This is a genomic window from Methylobacterium sp. 001424705 (genome assembly GCF_059816145.1).
In genome coordinates this window covers 90,456-107,805 of record NZ_JCBANU010000017.1, presented here as the reverse complement: position 1 = coordinate 107,805, position 17,350 = coordinate 90,456, and the positions used below count along the sequence as shown (strand labels likewise).

The following is a 17,350-nucleotide window of genomic DNA, read 5'->3' as shown; positions in this document are numbered from 1 at the left end:
AGCCTTTAGTCGAGTTTTATCGGATTTAACTAATAATCAATCTGACAAGACTTAGATTTAGGCATGATCATCAGAGATTTAGTCAGACTGATTGGGCATCCGATCGTGGGGATCTGGTTCCTCGCGGCGATCTCGTACTTCGCAGCCGCCGCTTTGACGATCCATCTGACGAGCAACGGACGCGACATCGCCACCATCTGGCCGGCCAACGCGATCCTCGTGGCCCTCCTGCTCGCGCAGGAGCGGCCGCGCTGGGGCGCGGTGCTGAGCGCGGGCTTCGTGGCCGGCGTCGCCGCCAACCTGATCACCCGGGGGGCCTCTGCGGGAGCGATCCTCTACGGCCTCGCCAATCTCATCGAGGTCGGCTTGGCCGTCTCCCTCCTGCGGCGATCGGGCGAGCGGGAGGGCATCCTGCACACGACGGGCGCCGTCCTGCGCTTCATCCTGGTGGCGGGCCTGGTGGCGCCCGCGGTGAGCGCCGTTCCCGGCAGCCTGACGGCCTTCGCCCTGTACGGCGAACCCTTGCCCAAGGCTTTCGCCACCTGGGTCGCCAGCGACGGCCTCGGCCTCCTGGTCTTCACACCCTTCCTCTCCACGGTCGTCCGGGGCGACTTCGTGGACGGCTTCGCCCGGAAGACCTGGCGCGAACGAGGCCTTTCGGCCGCGCTGCTGGTCCTGGTGGGCCTCGTCGCCTACGGCGTCTTCTTCCTGGCGACGCGGCCCCTGCTCTTCGCGATCTTTCCTCCGCTGATGCTCGTCACGTTCCGGGTCGGACGCCTCGGCGTGGAGGCTGCCGTGATGCTGGTCGCGGTCATCGGGGGGATCGCCACGATGCAGGGGCGCGGGCCGATGATCCTGATCGCCGCCGACGCGGCGACGCAGGCCCAGGCTTTCCAGGCCTTCCTGGCCGTGACGCTCGTGACCTGCCTGCCGGTCGCCGCCGAGGTGACCGCCCGGGCCCGCCTCACCGCGGCCCTGGCCGCGCACGGCCAGGAGATGACCGCCTCGGCGATCACCGACGCCCTGACCGGGACCCTCAATCGCCGGGGCTTCGAGGCCGAGGCCCGGCGCTGGCTGCGCGCGGAGGCGCCGGGTTCCCTGAGCCTGATCGCCGTGGATTTCGATCATTTCAAGCAGATCAACGACCGCTGGGGCCACCAGGCCGGCGACCAGGCGCTCCGGCACTTCGCCGCCCTGGTGTCGTCGCATGTCCGCGCCGGGGACCGGGTCGGCCGGCTCGGCGGCGACGAGTTCATGATCCTCCTGCCCCACAGCGATCTCGACCTCGCCAGGGGCGTCGGCGAGCGCGTCCGGGCGGCCGTGGAGAACGCACCGCTGGCCTTGGGCGGCCAGCCGGTGGCGTCCCTCAGCCTCAGCATGGGAATCGCCGCCGCCCGGTCGGGCGAGAGCTACGAGGACCTGGCGCGGCGGGCCGATCGCGCCCTGTACGAGGCCAAGGAGGCCGGCCGCAACACGATCCGGTGGGCGGGCTGAGCCGCGCCGCGCGCGGTTTCCGGACCCGAGGGGGCCGCCCTGGACCGGCTCCCCGGCGGCAGCGTTTCCCGCTACTCTGCCGGGGCTGCGAGACAACCGGCAAAATCAAGGATACGCATGCGATGAGTACGGACAGCCTGACGGCGCACGGCGTCTTCGACGTGGCGGAGCAGGCCGCGCGCCTGCCCGAGACCTCCGACACCATGGTGGCGGATCACCGCTTCACCGACGATCCGGCGGCCAGCGCCCGGGTGTTCCGGGTCTACCATCCGACGCCGCCGCACAGCCACGCCTCCTGCGACGAGTACCTCTACGTGCTGTCCGGGCGCTGCCTGATGACATTCGGCGACGAGGCGCCGGTGGAGGTCGGCCCCGGCAAGCTGGTGTTCTTCAAGCGCGGGGTGGTGCACGCGGTCCCCGAGATCCTCGAGCAGCCGATGGTGTTCCTCTCCGTCGACACGCCCCGGCGCGAGCCGCGCGACATCCGCTTCGTCACCGACGGCACGGGGACGCCCGACACCTTCATGCGCCAATCGTGAGGGGCGCCCGTCGCCGACGGGGGCGGCCTACTCGACCTTCTCGTTGGGATAGACGCCCCAGAGCCGGTCCTGGCGGATGTAGCCGTCCACGTCGCCGCGCCGCTGGGGCAGCGCCACGATGATCCGGCACCAGGCGCCGGTGCAGGTCTTGACGCTGCCGATGACGCCGGCCTGGAGGCGGGCCTCCTCGCCGGAGGCCTCCTCGGCCTTGGCGTAGAGCGGCACCGGGGCCTTGTCGCCCCCCTTGCCGGCGGTGACGATGGAGGTGCGCCGGCCCGAGAGCAGCGAGTGCAGCACCCAGCCCTCGGTGCCCTCCGAATCGCGGATGCGGCGCCAGGTCTCGAACTCGGCCACGATCTCGACGGGCAGGCCGGCCCGCTGGAACACCCAGAGGGTGCGGTGGTCCTTCGAGGGGCCCTCGCGCAGGTTGACCCGGTCGGTCTTCAGGCTGGCGTAGCGCGGCAGGGGCAGCTTCGTCACCGGCCCGAGGGCGACGTCGGGGCCGGCCCCCGACGCCGGGGCGGCCGCGGCGGCGCCGGCCGACAGCAGGGTCGCGAGGGTGAGGAGCAGGGCAGGCGCGCGCATCGTCCGGTGATCCTTCACGCTGTCCGGTGCGAGCCGAAGGGAGGCGGCCGGCCCCGGCGTGCATTGTGTTCCGCGGCCTCTCTGGTAGAGAGGCCCTAGGGTCGAGGGGACCCTGGGGTCGTGGCCTTCCGGCTGTCGGCCCGGTCGTCTCGAATGTCTTGACCGGTGCGTGGTTAACGCGCGGTAAGCCGGCGGTGTCGCCCCCGCATCGGAGATCGCGCCGGAGACCGGCCGGGTCGGATCGGGGCTGGCCGACACCGTTCGCGGGGAGGGTGCATGTCGTCGTTGAAGCGCAAGCCGCTCGTGGTCGTCACGCGGCGTCTGCCCGAGGTCGTGGAGGCGCGCATGCGCGAGCTCTTCGAGATCCGACTCAACACCGACGATGCCCCGATGGCGCCCGACGCCCTGATGGCGGCCGTGCGCGAGGCCGACGTCCTGGTCCCGACGGTGACCGACGAGATCGATTCGGGACTCCTCGCCCAGGCCGGCCCGAACCTGCGGCTGATCGCCAACTTCGGCAACGGCGTCGACCACATCGACGTCGCCGCGGCCCTGGAGCGCGGCATCACCGTCACCAATACCCCCGGCGTCCTCACCGAGGACACCGCCGACATGACCATGGCGCTGATCCTCGCCGTGGCCCGCCGGGTCACCGAGGGCGCCCGGATCATCCCGGACGACGCCTGGACCACCGGCTGGTCGCCGACCTGGATGCTCGGCCGCCGAATCACCGGCAAGCGCCTCGGCATCGTCGGAATGGGCCGGATCGGCCAGGCCCTGGCCCGCCGGGCCAAGGCCTTCGGCCTGCAGATCCACTATCACAACCGACGGCGCGTTCCCGCGCAGATCGAGCGCGACCTCGACGCGACCTACTGGGAATCCCTCGACCAGATGCTGGCCCGCGTCGACATCGTGTCGGTGAACTGTCCGCACACGCCGGCCACCTACCACCTGCTCTCGGCCCGCCGCCTCAAGCTCCTCAAGCCCGAGGCCGTAGTGGTGAACACCGCCCGCGGCGAGGTCATCGACGAGACCGCCCTCGCCCGCCTGATCGAGGCCGGCGACATCTCCGGCGCCGGCCTCGACGTGTTCGAGCAGGAGCCGGCGGTGAGCCCCCGCCTCGTCAAGCTCGCCCGCGCCGGGAAGGTCGTGCTCCTACCCCACATGGGCTCGGCCACCCACGAGAGCCGCGTCGACATGGGCGAGAAGGTCATCATCAACATCAAGACCTTCATGGACGGGCATCGGCCGCCCGACCGGATCCTGCCCAGCATGCTCTGACGCCGCCGCCGTCCCGCGGCATCCATGCCGGCAGCGGATGGCGGCCCCCCATCACAACGTAGGATCGGAACGGGCCCATGCCCGGCACGTTGACCGGCGCTGGCTCGGACGGGGCCGGTGTTTGGAACGGGTGGATCGAGACATCATGGCCGCGGACACACCGTCGACCGAGGCGGCATCGGTGAGTGTTATGGGGTGCGGCGAGTTCCGGCGTTTCGCCGATTTCGTGCCCCTGATGATGTGGCGTGCCGATCCCCAGGGGGCTGCCGTCCATCACAACGAATCCTGGCTCGCCTTCACGGGCCGCTCGGTCGAGGAGGAACTCGGCCACGGCTGGCGTCGCGGCCTTCATCCCGACGACCTCGAGCGCCACGCCGCCATCGTAGCCAAGGCGTTCGCCGCGCAGGAACCATTCACGTCCGAGTTCCGCCTGCGTCGGCACGACGGCGCCTACCGGTGGCTGCTCGATACCGCCAAGCCCTTGCGCGAGAACGACGATTTCGTCGGATTTCTCGGCACCTGCTTCGACATCACCGACCGCAAGCATGCCGAGGAGCATTCCGAGCGCGCGCTGGTGGAGAAGGAGGCGCTCCTCGCCGAGGTCTACCATCGGGTGCGCAACAACCTCCAGGTGATGGTCAGCCTGATCGGTCTCTACGGCCGTGCCGCGCCGGCCCCCTGCCGAGGCAGCTTCGAGGCGCTCGGTCAACGGGTCCGCGCCATCGCCCTCGTGCAGCAGCACCTTCACGAGGCACCCCACATCGCCTCCATCGACCTGCGCGACTACCTGCACCGGCTCGCCTCCGGCCTTGGCCAGTTGCGCCGGGCGGGGCGCATCGGCGTCACCGTCGGCGGCCATGGCACCAGCCTCGTCGAGCCGCGCACCGCCAACGCCCTCGGGATGATCGTCGCCGAGGTTGTGTCGGAATGCCTCGACACCACCGCCGAGACGGTCGCCTGCACCATCGCGATCCAGATCGACGCGGCGGCGGGCGGTCCCGTGCGCCTCAGCATCGTCTCCGGAGCGGGAGAGGGCGCCGCCCCCGGCAAGCTCGAGGTGCCGAATCTCGGCCCTCGCCTGATCGCCGCCTATGCTTCGCAGGCCGAGATCGCCGTTCGGGGCATCGGTACGGCCGCCGAACCCCTGGCGCTGCAACTCCCCGAGGTCCTGGCGCAGCCGTCCTGAGGATCGCATTGGCGCCGGCATGGACTATATGCGCAGGGGTGCCGCCGCACAGGAGCCGTTCCCCCACCCATGCTTCCAGATATTGCGACGATCATCGACAATTTCGGCATCCTCGATGAGGGCCCGGACCGCTACGAGTATCTGATCGAACTCGGGCGTGCCCTGCCGCCGTTCCCGGAGGAGTTGCTGACCGAGGAGAACCGGGTCCATGGCTGCGAGAGCCAAGTCTGGGTCGACGCCCATATCGATCGCGCCGAGACCCCGGCCCGCCTGCACCTGCGGGGGACCAGCGATTCGGTGATCACCAAGGGTTTGATCGCCCTCGTCATGGCCCTTCATGACGGCAAGGCGCCGGAGGACATCGCCAAGGTCGACGTCTTCCAGACCTTCAAGGAGATCGGGCTCGGGGCCCATCTGACCTCGAAGCGTTCCAACGGCGTCCGGGCCATGGCGGAGCGCATCCACCGGGATGCGATCCGCCTGACAGCCGCCTGAACGGTCCCCGCCAAGAACCGATCAGCCCCGCCGCGCCGCTTGCACCGAGGCTTCCCGCCACAGGCGCAGCCGGGCACGGTCCGGCCCGACCGCCGCGCGCTCCAGCCCATAATGTTCGGCCAGGCGCGCCAGGGCGATCCGCGCCACCACCTTCGCCGAGCGGGCCGGCCAGCGTCGCTCCGCCTCGATCCGCTCCAGGCCCTTGAGGAAGCCGCACAGGTCGATCAGCAGGCCGGACAGGTCGCTGCCGACGGCATCGAGGGCCGCCCGGACCCGCTGGCGTGCGGCCAGCATCGCGTCGGAGCCGGCGGCCGGATCCCGCGGACCTGATCCATCGACCTTTACGCCGCTCCAATCCTGACCCATCCGCGGCATCAGCGCGGCTCCGGTCAGGTCCCGGCGCAGGCGTTCCCCCGCCTCGAAGCAGGCTGCGTCGATGAGAGGCGTGCCGTCGCGATCCCGCCGCCGCGCCATCCAGGCCAGGGGGCTCTCGGAAGCATCGCGGACCGGCCGGTCCGGCGCGACGAGGCTGCTCACGAGGTCGAGATGCTGGGCGAGATAGGGTGTCTGCGGGCCGGCCGCTTCCCGGCGCAACCGCGCCCGTCCGGCCGGGCTGATCGTCAGGCGGGCCCGGCGTCCCGAGCCGCATTCCGCGAGATCCCGGGCCAGCAATTCGGCGCCCGCGCTTCGCCCGAAGCGACCGCCGCCGACGGAGATGCCGGTGCCGCCCTCCCGGACGATCCATTCCTCGGTCTCGGTGGGATCGGGCAGCGCGTAAGCGCCTTCCTGCGCGAGGGCGTTGAGAAGACGCCGGGCATTGGGGCTCAACACCTCGTTCCCGCAACGGGCGTGCAGAGGGCGGGCGCCATACTCCCGGGCCGGACGCACGGCAGCGATCGACGGGGCAGTCCGATCAATGTTCATGGTTTGTTCCAATACTCAGGACAGCGGCGGCACGCGCCAGAACGCCGACAGTACGGGAAAAATATCCTAGTTCAAGTCTTGACGGCCATTTTGCCGACCGCTCGTCAGCCCGTCCCGGTTCGGGGTGGTTGGGGCCGGTCGCGACGCGATCGAGGCCTTTTCGCCAATGGAGACGGGCTCCGGAGACCACGGGTGCTCCGGAGTGGTCGCAGCCTCAAGCCGCTTCGTCGTAGTTCCCGCTGCGGGTCTGTCCGAGACCGATCGCCTTCGCGAGGTCCGAACGCGCCTTGGCGTAGTTCGGAGCAACCATCGGGTAGTCGGGCGGCAGGCCCCACTTGGCGCGGTATTGCTCGGGGCTCATGTCGTACTTGGCGCGCAGGTGGCGCTTCAACGACTTGAAGGTCCGTCCGTCTTCGAGACAAATGATGTGATCGGCCGTCACCGACTTCTTCACGGAGATTGCGGGCTGAAGCGGCGCAGCAGGCGTCTTGGCCTCGATCTGGCCGCTGGCAATCTGGGTCAGCGCCCCATGAATGCGCGTGATCAACTGAGCCAGTTCGCCGGGAGGCACCGGGTTGTTGCTCACGTAAGCCGAAACGATGTCGACGGTCAGTTCGACATAATCCGCGGAGTGTTCGATGTCGGTCATAATCGGAAGAGCTCTCCTGACGCGATGCAGTGAATAGGGTACGCAAGCAACTCGACCGCCTTCGCGCCGATGCTCGCTCGTTCCGCGGATCGAACCCGCGGCGTCACCGTCTGTCCTGCATGCGCTATAGAATGCGCAGCAACTTCGCCCGCTACGATTTCTTGATATGCTATTCTCAATGACATCGCAAGACGGGCGTGCGCAGTTCGATAACGTCAAGCAACTGTTGCGAACAATATTTCAACCTTGCCGAATTCTCGGGATCTTCATCCAGGCGTCCGAGCATGAGCCCCCGAGAGACCGTCGGACAGATTGCCGCAGCAGCGGCAGCATCTCTCGTTCCACGTCCCGCACTCCCCACGCGCTTGCTTGCAGCTCACGCTCGCGCCACATGGCACGGCAATATGGAGCGACGCGTCTCCGTGTCTCGACCCTGCGCCAGGATTTTTTGCGATGGCCTCCCAATCAACAAGCCTTTCGGTTTCAGCCACCGCTCCGGTCGCGGAAGTGCGCCCGCACACTTACGAAGTGCACGGCCGTGTGATCCGCGACGACTATGCTTGGCTGAAGGCTAAAAACTGGCGGGATGTCCTTAAGGATCCGGCGGCCCTGCCCGCCGATATCCGGGATCATCTGGCAAGCGAGAACGCTTATTCGGACGCCGCGCTCGCGGACACCACTGCACTGCGCAAAACCCTCGTCGCCGAGATGCGTGCTCGGATCCGGGAGGACGACAGCAGCGTGCCCGAGCCTGACGGCCCCTATGCCTACTACACCCGCCATCGTGAGGGCGGACAGTATCCGCTGGTGTGTCGGCGACCGCGCACCGTCGTGGTGATCCCCGGGCAGGGCGCCGAGACAGCGGCCGATGGGGGGCCGGAAGAGGGGGAGGTCATCCTCATCGATGGTGATCGCGAAGGTGAAGGGCTGACCTTCTTCGAGATCGCCGCAGCGGTCCATTCCGATGACCACCGGTTGCTCGCCTGGAGCGCCGACACCAAGGGCTCGGAACTGCACAGCATCCGGGTGCGTGATCTGGAGACTGGCTCCGAGCTGACGGACCGCGTCGAGGCGACCACCGGGGAGGTGGTCTGGACCGCCGATTCCCAAGCCTTCTTCTACGTCGCCGTCGACGACAACCACCGGCCCGCGCGAGTGATGCGCCATCGCCTCGGCACCGCGCAGGACGCCGATACCCTCGTCTACGAGGAGGCCGATTCCGGCTTCTTCGTCCATATCGACGAGACGCAATCGGGCGACTACGTGGTGGTGACGGCCAGCGACCACGAAACGTCCGAGGTTCATCTCCTCGACCGTCGGACGGGGGAGGGTACGCTCACCGTGGTGCAGCCGCGCGAGCCGCTGCTGATCTACTCGGTCGAGAATTGGGCCAACCACCTCTTCATCCTCACGAATGCCGACGGAGCCGAGGACTTCAAGATCGTCACCGCCCGGGTGGAGGCTCCCGGTCGCGAGAACTGGACCGACGTCATCGCCCACCGTCCCGGCGTGATGATTCGTCACCAGCACGTGATCGCCGATCATCTCGTGCGCCTCGAGATCGAGAATGCACGCCCGCGCATCGTCGTGCGCGACACCAAGGGCAACGAGCACGTGGTGGCCTTCGCCGAGGAGGCCTATTCCCTCGGCCTGCAGCCGGGGCACGAGTTCGAGACGGCGGTGATCCGCTTCACCTACTCGTCGATGACGACGCCGGCGGAGACCTACGATTACGACTGCGTCACCCGGGCCCGGCAGTTGCGCAAGCGTCAGACCGTGCCCAGCGGCCACAACCCGGCGGACTACGTCACCCGGCGCCTGTTCGCCACGGCGGCGGACGGCGAGACCGTGCCGATCTCGCTGCTACACCGGCGCGATCGCCCGCTCGACGGTACCGCCCCGCTGCTGCTCTACGGCTACGGCTCCTACGGGACGCTGATGCCGGCCGCCTTCCGCACCAACATGCTGTCGCTGGTCGACCGCGGCTTCGTCTACGCCATCGCCCACGTGCGTGGCGGGACCGAGAAGGGCTGGCGCTGGTACCTCGATGGCAAGCGCGAGAAGAAGCCCAACACCTTCTCGGATTTCGTTGCCTGTGCCCGCGCTCTGATCGAAGCCGACTATACCGCCCAGGGCCGCATCGTGGCCCATGGCGGCTCGGCCGGCGGCATGCTGATGGGGGCGGTCGCCAACCTCGCGCCGGAGCTGTTTGCCGGCATCGTGGCCGACGTGCCCTTCGTCGACGTGCTGAACACCATGCTCGATGGTGAACTGCCGCTGACGCCGCCCGAATGGCCGGAATGGGGAAACCCGCGCGAGAGCCTCGCGGCCTTCGAGACGATCCTGGCCTACTCGCCCTATGACAACGTGGCGGCCAAGGCCTATCCGGCGATCCTGGCGCTCGGTGGCCTGACCGACCCGCGCGTGACCTACTGGGAGCCGGCGAAGTGGGTCGCGCGCCTGCGGGCGACCATGACGGGCGGTGGCCCGATCCTCCTGCGCATCAACATGGAGGCGGGGCATGGGGGCGCCGCCGGGCGCTTCGATCGCCTGGAGGAGGTCGGCCTGATCCAGGCCTTCGCCCTGCTGGCCGTCGGCAGGGCCTGAGAGGCGTACGCGGGCGAAGGGTCGAGCCAGATCGAGGGGCGGGACGAAATCCCGCCCCGAATTGCTTCGAACCGCGCAACTTTATTGATCCTTGTAAGATCCGCCGCATCCCTGGTCGGCATTCTCCGTGAGGCAACTTTTGGTTGTGTCCCGAGGGGGTGTGCATGACGAGAATTTCAGTGACATGGGCCGACGATTGGTCCCGGAGCCAAGCCGGCGGGCGAGCGGACCTCATCCTAGCCACTGCGCAAGCTGCCGCCGATGGTTGGGGCAAGTATATCCAGGGCAACGGCACGATCGACCTCACCGTCGCAATCGGCAACGTCGGAGGTGGGAATTATCTCGCGAACGGGGGTCCGAACGGAACCTGGGACGGACGCTTCTCGGCAGCCATTCACAAGGCGCGCTTGGGTTGGGACGGAAATGGAGGCGCTCCGGACGGGAAGGTGACCTTGGGCGAGCACCGGCTCGACAGCTTGTTCTACGATCCGACGGGTGCGGCCTCTGTTCCGTGGGATAAAATCGATGCCTATTCGCTGTTCCAGCATGAATTCGGGCATGCCCTGGGATTCGTCGACCTTCCGGCCACATGGTCCAACGGGAACAACGAGTTCTCTGGGCCCAACGTTCAGGCTTCGAACGGCCGCTCGATCCCGCTCGACGACTCCCGCTCCCATGTCGCCGGTCGAGAGGATCTGATGGATCCCTGGTCTTCTATGGGCAGCCGTGCGGCGATCACGGATCTCGATCTCGCGATCTTCCAGGATATGGGCATGCCGATCGCCACCGAGCGGGCTGACCGGATCGGGCTCGACTACCCGAACGAGGAATTCTTTGCCTTTGGTGGGGACGACTGGGTCGATGGCGGGTGGGGCGACGATCGGATCGACGGGGGGACCGGCGACGACAGCCTGTTCGGCAGCGGCGGCAACGATATGCTGATCGGTGGTGCGGGCGACGATATCCTGGATGGGGGGTGGGGGTACGACACCCTCGATGGCGGCGAGGGCCGCGACCGGGCGACGTATTCCGGTAACCCCGCCGACTTTGCCGTCATCTACGATGCCACCAGCAGGGGCGGCGCCCTCAGGATCAAGAACATCGCCAGCGGCGAGGTCGACATCCTCACGGGGATCGAATCCCTGCGCATCGGCGACGTCGAACTTGATGTGAAGGGTTTGTTGGCTCACCTCCGGGCACGCTTCGGCCCCATCGGGACCGACTCCAAGAGCCGGTTCGAGATGCTGTTGACGGACACCTCCGACGAAGCCTTCGTGGCCGACATCCCGGAGATCGACGGCGGCTTCGTGGCGAGCGCCCTGGTGCGCTTCGATAACCTCGCCGGCGGCAGCCATCAGCGCGTCTTCGACACCGGAAACGGAGCGTGGAGCGATAACATCTGGCTCGGCCAGGTCGGCAGCAGCCGCGACATGGGCTTCGAGATCTATGCCGGCTCCGGCGTGCATCGCATCGTGGCCAAGGATGCGATCGTGCAGGGGGTCGAGGCGCGCTGGACGGCTGCCGTGGACCCCAACGGGCGCATGAGCCTGTCCAAGGACGGGGTCCTCCTGGCGCAGGGGCAGGGTGAGGTCCCCCGCGACATCGTCCGTACGAGCGACCTCGTGGGCAAGTCCAACTGGTCATACGACACGGACCTCATGGGCACCGTCTACGACCTGAGCTTCAAGGCGGACGGAGTCGCCGATCTTCACGGCGCCTTCTCGGCCACCGCCAAGGTCCGGTTCGACGATCTCGATGCGGGTCCCTGGCAGCGGGTCTACGACCTGGGCAACGGAACGAGTGGCGACAACGTCTTCCTCGGCCAGATCGGGACGTCGAATGACATGCAGTTCACGATCCAGAACGGGAGCAGGGAGGGAACCCTGATTGCCAGGAATGCGATCGTGGAGGGACAGGAGGCGTCCTGGACGACCAGCGTCAACGAGGCGGGCTGGATGCGCTTGTTCAAGGACGGTACGATCCTGGCCGAGGGGCAGGGCGTCGTGCCGAAGGACATCGAACGGACCAATGAGTTCGTCGGCAAATCCCCCTGGTCCATCGATGCCCCACTGGCGGGCAAGGTCAGCGACCTGGAGGTCACCGCGTACAAAGGGATCCCAGAGATCGAGGGCGCCTTCAAGGTGTTCGCCGAAGCCCGCTTCGACGATCTGGCCGGTGGCAGTTACCAGCGCATCTTCGACACCGGCAACGGGGCCTGGGAGGACAACGTCTGGCTCGGTCAAGCCTGGACGAGTGACGACATGGCCTTCGAGATCATCGCGGGGTCGGAAACCTACCGGATCACCGCCTACGATGCGATCGTGGAAGGCGAAACGGCCCGATGGCAGGCCAGTGTGGACGACGGGGGCTACATGCGCCTGTTCAAGAACGACACCCTGATGGCCGAGGGTCCAGGGGGCGTTCCCCGCGATGTGCTCCGCACCAGCGATCTAGTAGGGAAGTCGAACTGGTCCTACGATGCCGACCTGGCCGGTCAGATCAACGAGCTGATCTTCATGTAGAACGGCACCGCCTGCCCCTTCCGCTAGGGGCCCGGGGGCGGACCCTCCCGGTCCCGGGGCGGCTCCGGCTCGCTGCGCTGGCGGCGCGCCGCCTCTTCGGCCGCCCTTTCAGCCTCCTGCTGAGCCGCTTGCTGTGCCCGCAGACGCGCCTGGCGGGCGGCGTCCTCGGAGGCCGCTTTCTCGGCCGCCAGCTTGTCCGCCGCGGCCTTGATGGCGAGGGCGCGGGCCCTGTCCATCTCGATGCGGGCGCGGCGGCGCTGGCGCTCGCTCTGGTCGGCTTCGAACAGCTCGATTTTCTCGAGTTCGCGCTGGAGCACCAGGGCGGCGAGCCCGTTGGTCACCGGTCCGGCGTCGATGCTGCGCTCAGGGTTTCGGATCGGGCCGCTGAAGCCGAGCTGGATCGAGGGGTTCGCCCCGCTCCAGCCCTTGGGCGCCTGGCCGGCGAGGAGAGACCCGCGCGCATCGATGCGCGCGTCCCGCAGGTCGACGCCGAGAGTCCCGCTCCAGCGCGCGGATCCGAGGGGCAAGGTCAGCGGGCCGGCCCGCAAGGTACCGCCGACGAGGCTCGCCGGGCTCGAGACCGGCCCCTTCACGGTGAGCGGGCCCGCGCCGAGCTCCTCGGCCGCGAGGGCCTGCAGGCGGCCTTCCCGCAGGGGATCGTCCTCCGCGAGCGCCCGTGTCAGCGCCCGATCGAGACCGGCCGGATCGGCCCCCGGCAGGCTGAGGCCGGTGAGCGTGAGGGTGCCGCTCCCGCCGAGGTTGTTCATCAATCCGGTCAGGCTCTCGCCCGAACTGCCGAAGCGGAGCTGGGCGGAGACCCGACCGTCCACCGGCCCCGGGCCGACCAAGTCGGGGATTGCCGCATCGGTGATCTGGCCCTCGCCGGAGAGCGCGGCGGCGCCGCCCTGACGTGTCGAGGTCGCGCGTCCCGCGATGCGTCCACCGGCGAGGGTCGCGTCGAGGTCACGCAGGGTCAGGGTCTCGCCGTCCAGGGTGACGCCGAGAGTCGCGCCGGTCGCCGTGAGCCCGCGCCCGAGGTCGAGGCTGTCGACCCGGAGGCCGAGGGAGACCGCCGGCCGGCCGGCCGGAACCGGCGCGAACCGCGCGCTCGCGGGGCTCTGGCCGGGTCCGCGCGGGGCCTCGGTCGGCAGGATCGTGGCACTGGCCAGAAGCGGCAGGGCGAGGCGGGTCAGGGACGCGCTGCCGCCGATCGCGCCCTCGGCCGTGCGGGTGAGGTCGGCCGAGACGGGCTGGCCGGCGATCCGGCCGACGACGCCCAGGCGCAGGTCCGGGCCGGCCCGCGACAGGCGCAGACCGAGATCGGCCGGCAGCGGCCCGGGGATCGGCACGGCGCTGCCCGCCAGGGTGAGGAGCGGCGCGAGATCGGGCAGGGCGAACTGAAGCGCGCCGGCTCGCGGCAGGGGCTCGGCGGCGTCGAGGAGGATCGGCTGCACCGTCGCGACGGTGATGTCGGCGACCGTCCCGCTCAGGCGCAGGGCGAGGCCCCCGGGAGACGCGGTGCCGTCGGACGGGGCGGGTACGCCGGCGATGCGCAGGTATCCGGGCCGGCGCAGGGCCGGGACATCGGTGCGCCCGAACCAGGGGGCCGCGTTCGCCGTCGCGATGGTGAGGTCGAGGGTGTCGATGCGGCCCGCCCGGCTCAGGAGGTCGAGGTCGAGGGTGCCGCCCGCCGCGTCGCCCTTGGCGCCGACCCGCAGGGTGTCGGCCGCGCCCGCATCCCGCTCGAGGTTGACCGCGAGGTCGAGGGCCCCGTTTCGCAGGAAGGCCGGGACCCGGCGGGCCTCCGCCACCCAGACCCGGTCGAGGAGCGCGAACAGGGGGGCGGCCACCGCCGCCGAGACCTGCCCGGCGATCCGGCCCGTGCCGTCCGGGCTGATCCGGCCGGAGAGCTTGGCATTGGCGCCGGCCAGGTCGGTGATGGCGAGGCTGTCGACCACGAGGCTCGGGCCGTCCGACTGGATGCTCGCCGCGATGGTGCCGTTGCCCGAATGAGCGCCGGCGGGACCGTAGCGCACGTCCCGGGCCTGGAGCGTGATCCCGACATCGTGGCCCCGCAGGTCCGCGAGGGTGCCGCTCAGCACCGGCAGGGCGGCGATGTCGATGCCCTGCGCGGCGAGCTGTGCATCGAAGCGGCCGCGCGCCGGTCCCTCGGCCGCCGTGTAGCGGGCATTGCCGGTGATGCGGGCCTCGCCGAGCCCGAGGCGCAGGTTGCGCAGGGACACCGTGCCGGCGGCCACCGAGAGGTCGGTATTCACCTGCACCGGACGACCGTCCATCACCGCCACGGCCGGGCCTTCGAGCCCGAGGCGCCGCAGGTAGCGGCCGAACCCGTCGGAGGCCGGCGTGTCGAGGGACAGGCGCCCGGTGAAGCGCAGGCCGGTCTCGGTGTCGATCTCACCGCTGGCGCCCAGGGCCGTGGCGCCCGGCGCGGTGACGTCGAGGCGGCGCAGCACCACGCCGCCGGTGCGGTCGAGGGTGCCGCTGGCGGCCAGCCCCGTCCACTCGTCGAGGCCGAGGGCCAGGCTCTCCGCCGCGAGGTCCAGGTCCACCATGATCGGCAGTCCGAGGCCGTTGCGGCCGCCGGTGTTCGGCAGGCCGCGGGCGATCAGCGCCTGTCCGGCCGCCGAGGTCAGGAAGGCGTCGAGGTCGAGGCGACGGGCGGAGAGCGCCAGGGCGCCGCGCCACTGCTTCAGGTCGAGCTGACCCGAGCCGCCCAGGCGCAGGGCCTGGCCGCCGGGATCGATCTCCAGGGCGACGTCGGTGAACCGAGCCGTCAGGCCGCGCCCCTTGAATTTGCCGGCAAGGGAGAAGGGCAGATAGGCGCCCGCCGCCTGGACCGGCGGCCCGACGACGATCCGGGCGCTGCCTTCGGCCACCGCCGAGGTCAGGCGCCGTCCGCCCGTCGCCGTGCCGGCGGGTGCGAGGCCGATGCGGGCATCGGCCTCGAAGCGGGGCTGCGTGTCGCCGCCGCCCGCGATCTTCACGTTGACGCCGTCGGGCCCGAGCTCACCGGTCGAGACCCGGAAGGGGACGCCCCGGCTCGTGCCTTCGGCCCGCCAGGGGCCGACGAGGGCGGGCGCGGAGACCTGAAGGGCCTCGGCGTAGAACTGCTCGGTCCGGCCCGTCGCGAGCACCTGGGTCGTCAGCACGAACTGCCGGATCGACAGGTCCTCGATGGCGAGGTCGCGCCGTAGGGCCGCCGACAGCCCGCGCGTGGGCAGGAGCATCGCCTCGCCATCGGTGACGGGGAGCTTGACCTCCGCCCGGCCGACCCGCGTCTCGGTGAACAGGATCTCGCCCTTCAGCAGGGGCGCCAGGGCGATCTCGGCCTTGATCCACTGCAGGTCGAGCTGGGGCTGGTCGAGGGCGGGCTTCTGCGCGGCGCCGGCCCCGGACCCCAGCCGCAGGCGATCGAGCTTGAGGCGCGGCGAGGGCAGGAGCCGGACACCGATACGGCCCTCGGTCTGAGCCGCGACCCCGAGGGAGCGCGCGATCGTCCGGTCGATCGTGCCACGATAGCCCTCCCAGGCCACGAAGGGCGGGACGGCGAGCGCCGCGACGAGGAGCAGGATGACGGCGCCCGCCAGCGCGGTCAGGATGTCACGCACCGTCTCTGTTCCGCCTCGTCACCCGGGTCGGGCCCCGCTCCGTCGGCGGACATAGCACAGGGAACGCCCGCGCGCGCCAGGGCCGGCGCGCCGCGTCCGGCGCCCCGGGGCCGCGGCTCAGCGACGGCCCGGAACGACGATCGGGGCGGGGGGCGCGCTCGGCCGGAACAGGTCGCCGCGCTGGATCTGCAGGCGCGTCTGGTTGGTGTCGAATTGCTGGCGCTGCTCGATGCCCCGGAGTTCGCTGCGGTTGGACAGGCGCTCGTTGGTGGCATTCAGGCTGTCGACGCCCCGCGACGAGACCTGGGCGAGGGCCGGACCGGCGGCGAGGAGCGCGAGGCCGGCGAGAAGGGCGGGGGAGCTACGCATGGCGGCGTCCTTGTCAGGTGCACTGTGATGTCGTGATCTGGTGAGACGACCTGCCGGTGGGAAGGCGGGTTCCGATCTTCGAAGGTTCTGCGACGCTGCGTGAGACTGCCGCATCGATCGTCGGCAGCGATGGGAGGTTGCGGGTTTCAGTCCTCTTCCGTCCTTGGCCGCCGGAGTCTCAGTGTGTCGCGGTCTCTGCCTGGCGGACCGCGCCACCCTACGCCGCGCTGGGTGCGCCCACGCGGCGCGGGCGGCCCCGCTTGCGCGGCCGGTAATGGGCGTGGAGCAGGATCGGGTCGCGCAGGGCCGCCCGACACGCCATCGCAATGGGAGTCGGCACCGCGCTGATGCCCGCCTTGTAGGCGTTCCACGTGCTCAGCGAGAGGCCGAGGAAATCCGCGGATTTCTGGTTCGACAGTCCGGCGGCTGTCTGCCACGCAGTCACCTCCGCGCGGCCGAACCGCCGCTGTTCGTCCGCGATCAGCCTGAGATGATGCGCATCGATGGCGAGGTCCCCATCCTCGCTGCCCCATTCCACGGAGGTCCCGTGATCTCCGAGCCGGACCGTCGCGAACAGGGCCGGATCGTTCAGAGGCGACAGGATCTCACCGCCGGTGGCAATCCATCCGGCGAGGTCCACGCGGTCGGACCGGTCGTCGCGCCACATCACGCCGAGGCCGGTGGGACCCGTGGCGATGACGGTTGAGATGCGGGGCAGGGGATCGTTCACGGCAACCTCCTTAGGCAATCGGGAAGCGGGCGTTGGTCCGATTCCATTCGGCCGCGACGGCGGCGCGGTTCTCGGCGGCCCAGGCCAGGGCCTCGCGCTCGATCTTGCCCGGCAGGGCGCCGGCCAACAGTCGGAGGGTGGCAATCTCCACGAGAGCCTCGTCATCCGGTGTCAGGATGTGGAAATGCGGCGGCAGATGATCGTTGGCATAGAACCGAATGATGATGCTCCCCGACTGATAGAGCTCGCCCATCGCCGCGCCTCACCCATCCCGTCGAGACATAGTCCTGGCCCGGGCTGGCGGAAATTCCTCATCCGATTTTCGGATGAATTTAATCGC

General features: G+C 69.6%; 14 protein-coding genes. 7 read left to right on the top strand and 7 right to left on the bottom strand.

Annotated features, from left to right (window positions below; genetic code table 11):
* Positions 1-105: 105 nt before the first annotated feature.
* Positions 106-1,494, top strand: a complete 1,389-nt coding sequence (locus AC6EUL_RS14245) for a GGDEF domain-containing protein (RefSeq protein WP_200927250.1) — start codon at positions 106-108, stop codon at positions 1,492-1,494.
* 122 nt (positions 1,495-1,616) lie between these two features.
* On the top strand, positions 1,617-2,033 hold the full coding sequence (locus AC6EUL_RS14240) for a cupin domain-containing protein (protein WP_056211967.1): 417 nt from the start codon (positions 1,617-1,619) through the stop codon (positions 2,031-2,033).
* Between the two features lie 27 nt (positions 2,034-2,060).
* Here AC6EUL_RS14240 and AC6EUL_RS14235 read toward each other — a convergent pair whose 3' ends face one another.
* A complete protein-coding gene (locus AC6EUL_RS14235; protein WP_056211969.1) occupies positions 2,061-2,618 on the bottom strand; it encodes an SH3 domain-containing protein in 558 nt (185 codons plus the stop codon).
* 276 nt (positions 2,619-2,894) lie between these two features.
* Here AC6EUL_RS14235 and AC6EUL_RS14230 point away from each other — a divergent pair, with 276 nt between their 5' ends.
* The 3 genes from AC6EUL_RS14230 to AC6EUL_RS14220 all read left to right on the top strand — a co-directional run bounded on the left by AC6EUL_RS14230 (position 2,895) and on the right by AC6EUL_RS14220 (position 5,580).
* Complete coding sequence (locus AC6EUL_RS14230) at positions 2,895-3,899, top strand: 2-hydroxyacid dehydrogenase (protein ID WP_056211971.1); 1,005 nt, start codon at positions 2,895-2,897, stop codon at positions 3,897-3,899.
* A 145-nt stretch (positions 3,900-4,044) separates the two neighbouring features.
* Positions 4,045-5,085, top strand: coding sequence for a sensor histidine kinase (locus tag AC6EUL_RS14225; protein WP_499870807.1), 1,041 nt, complete (start codon positions 4,045-4,047; stop codon positions 5,083-5,085).
* 69 nt (positions 5,086-5,154) lie between these two features.
* Positions 5,155-5,580: a SufE family protein gene (locus tag AC6EUL_RS14220; RefSeq protein WP_499870805.1), complete on the top strand. Its 426-nt coding sequence runs from the start codon at positions 5,155-5,157 to the stop codon at positions 5,578-5,580.
* 21 nt (positions 5,581-5,601) lie between these two features.
* On the opposite strand, the gene AC6EUL_RS14215 is transcribed toward AC6EUL_RS14220, so the two are convergent.
* Together AC6EUL_RS14215 and AC6EUL_RS14210 are read right to left on the bottom strand one after the other, a co-directional pair.
* Entirely contained in the window at positions 5,602-6,408 is an 807-nt protein-coding gene (locus tag AC6EUL_RS14215) for a DUF6456 domain-containing protein (RefSeq protein WP_244476512.1), read from the bottom strand.
* Between the two features lie 310 nt (positions 6,409-6,718).
* Positions 6,719-7,153: a Ros/MucR family transcriptional regulator gene (locus AC6EUL_RS14210; protein WP_056211977.1), complete on the bottom strand. Its 435-nt coding sequence runs from the start codon at positions 7,151-7,153 to the stop codon at positions 6,719-6,721.
* 453 nt (positions 7,154-7,606) lie between these two features.
* On the opposite strand from AC6EUL_RS14210, the gene AC6EUL_RS14205 reads away from it, so the two are divergent.
* Entirely contained in the window at positions 7,607-9,760 is a 2,154-nt protein-coding gene (locus AC6EUL_RS14205) for a S9 family peptidase (RefSeq protein WP_499870802.1), read from the top strand.
* 164 nt (positions 9,761-9,924) lie between these two features.
* Positions 9,925-12,282, top strand: a complete 2,358-nt coding sequence (locus AC6EUL_RS14200; RefSeq protein WP_056277444.1) for a calcium-binding protein — start codon at positions 9,925-9,927, stop codon at positions 12,280-12,282.
* A 23-nt stretch (positions 12,283-12,305) separates the two neighbouring features.
* On the opposite strand, the gene AC6EUL_RS14195 is transcribed toward AC6EUL_RS14200, so the two are convergent.
* The 4 genes from AC6EUL_RS14195 to AC6EUL_RS14180 form a co-directional block, all read right to left on the bottom strand.
* A complete protein-coding gene (locus AC6EUL_RS14195) occupies positions 12,306-15,911 on the bottom strand; it encodes an AsmA family protein (RefSeq protein WP_499870800.1) in 3,606 nt (1,201 codons plus the stop codon).
* A 117-nt stretch (positions 15,912-16,028) separates the two neighbouring features.
* Entirely contained in the window at positions 16,029-16,280 is a 252-nt protein-coding gene (locus AC6EUL_RS14190; RefSeq protein WP_056211983.1) for a hypothetical protein, read from the bottom strand.
* Positions 16,281-16,497: 217 nt separating this feature from the next.
* Positions 16,498-17,010, bottom strand: coding sequence for a hypothetical protein (locus AC6EUL_RS14185; protein WP_499870797.1), 513 nt, complete (start codon positions 17,008-17,010; stop codon positions 16,498-16,500).
* A gap of 10 nt (positions 17,011-17,020) precedes the next feature.
* Positions 17,021-17,263 (bottom strand): DUF4160 domain-containing protein, encoded by a 243-nt coding sequence (locus AC6EUL_RS14180; protein ID WP_056211987.1) that lies wholly within the window; start codon positions 17,261-17,263, stop codon positions 17,021-17,023.
* Positions 17,264-17,350 lie beyond the last annotated feature (87 nt).

Excerpts from the sequence above, each read along its gene's own strand:
- AC6EUL_RS14205 (WP_499870802.1), top strand. The coding sequence starts at position 7,607 with ATGGCCTCCCAATCAACAAGCCTTTCGGTTTCAGCCACCGCTCCGGTC.
- AC6EUL_RS14210 (WP_056211977.1), bottom strand. The coding sequence starts at position 7,153 with ATGACCGACATCGAACACTCCGCGGATTATGTCGAACTGACCGTCGAC.
- AC6EUL_RS14200 (WP_056277444.1), top strand. The coding sequence starts at position 9,925 with ATGACGAGAATTTCAGTGACATGGGCCGACGATTGGTCCCGGAGCCAA.
- AC6EUL_RS14180 (WP_056211987.1), bottom strand. The coding sequence starts at position 17,263 with ATGGGCGAGCTCTATCAGTCGGGGAGCATCATCATTCGGTTCTATGCC.
- AC6EUL_RS14240 (WP_056211967.1), top strand. The coding sequence starts at position 1,617 with ATGAGTACGGACAGCCTGACGGCGCACGGCGTCTTCGACGTGGCGGAG.
- AC6EUL_RS14220 (WP_499870805.1), top strand. The coding sequence starts at position 5,155 with ATGCTTCCAGATATTGCGACGATCATCGACAATTTCGGCATCCTCGAT.
- AC6EUL_RS14230 (WP_056211971.1), top strand. The coding sequence starts at position 2,895 with ATGTCGTCGTTGAAGCGCAAGCCGCTCGTGGTCGTCACGCGGCGTCTG.
- AC6EUL_RS14190 (WP_056211983.1), bottom strand. The coding sequence starts at position 16,280 with ATGCGTAGCTCCCCCGCCCTTCTCGCCGGCCTCGCGCTCCTCGCCGCC.
- AC6EUL_RS14235 (WP_056211969.1), bottom strand. The coding sequence starts at position 2,618 with ATGCGCGCGCCTGCCCTGCTCCTCACCCTCGCGACCCTGCTGTCGGCC.
- AC6EUL_RS14225 (WP_499870807.1), top strand. The coding sequence starts at position 4,045 with ATGGCCGCGGACACACCGTCGACCGAGGCGGCATCGGTGAGTGTTATG.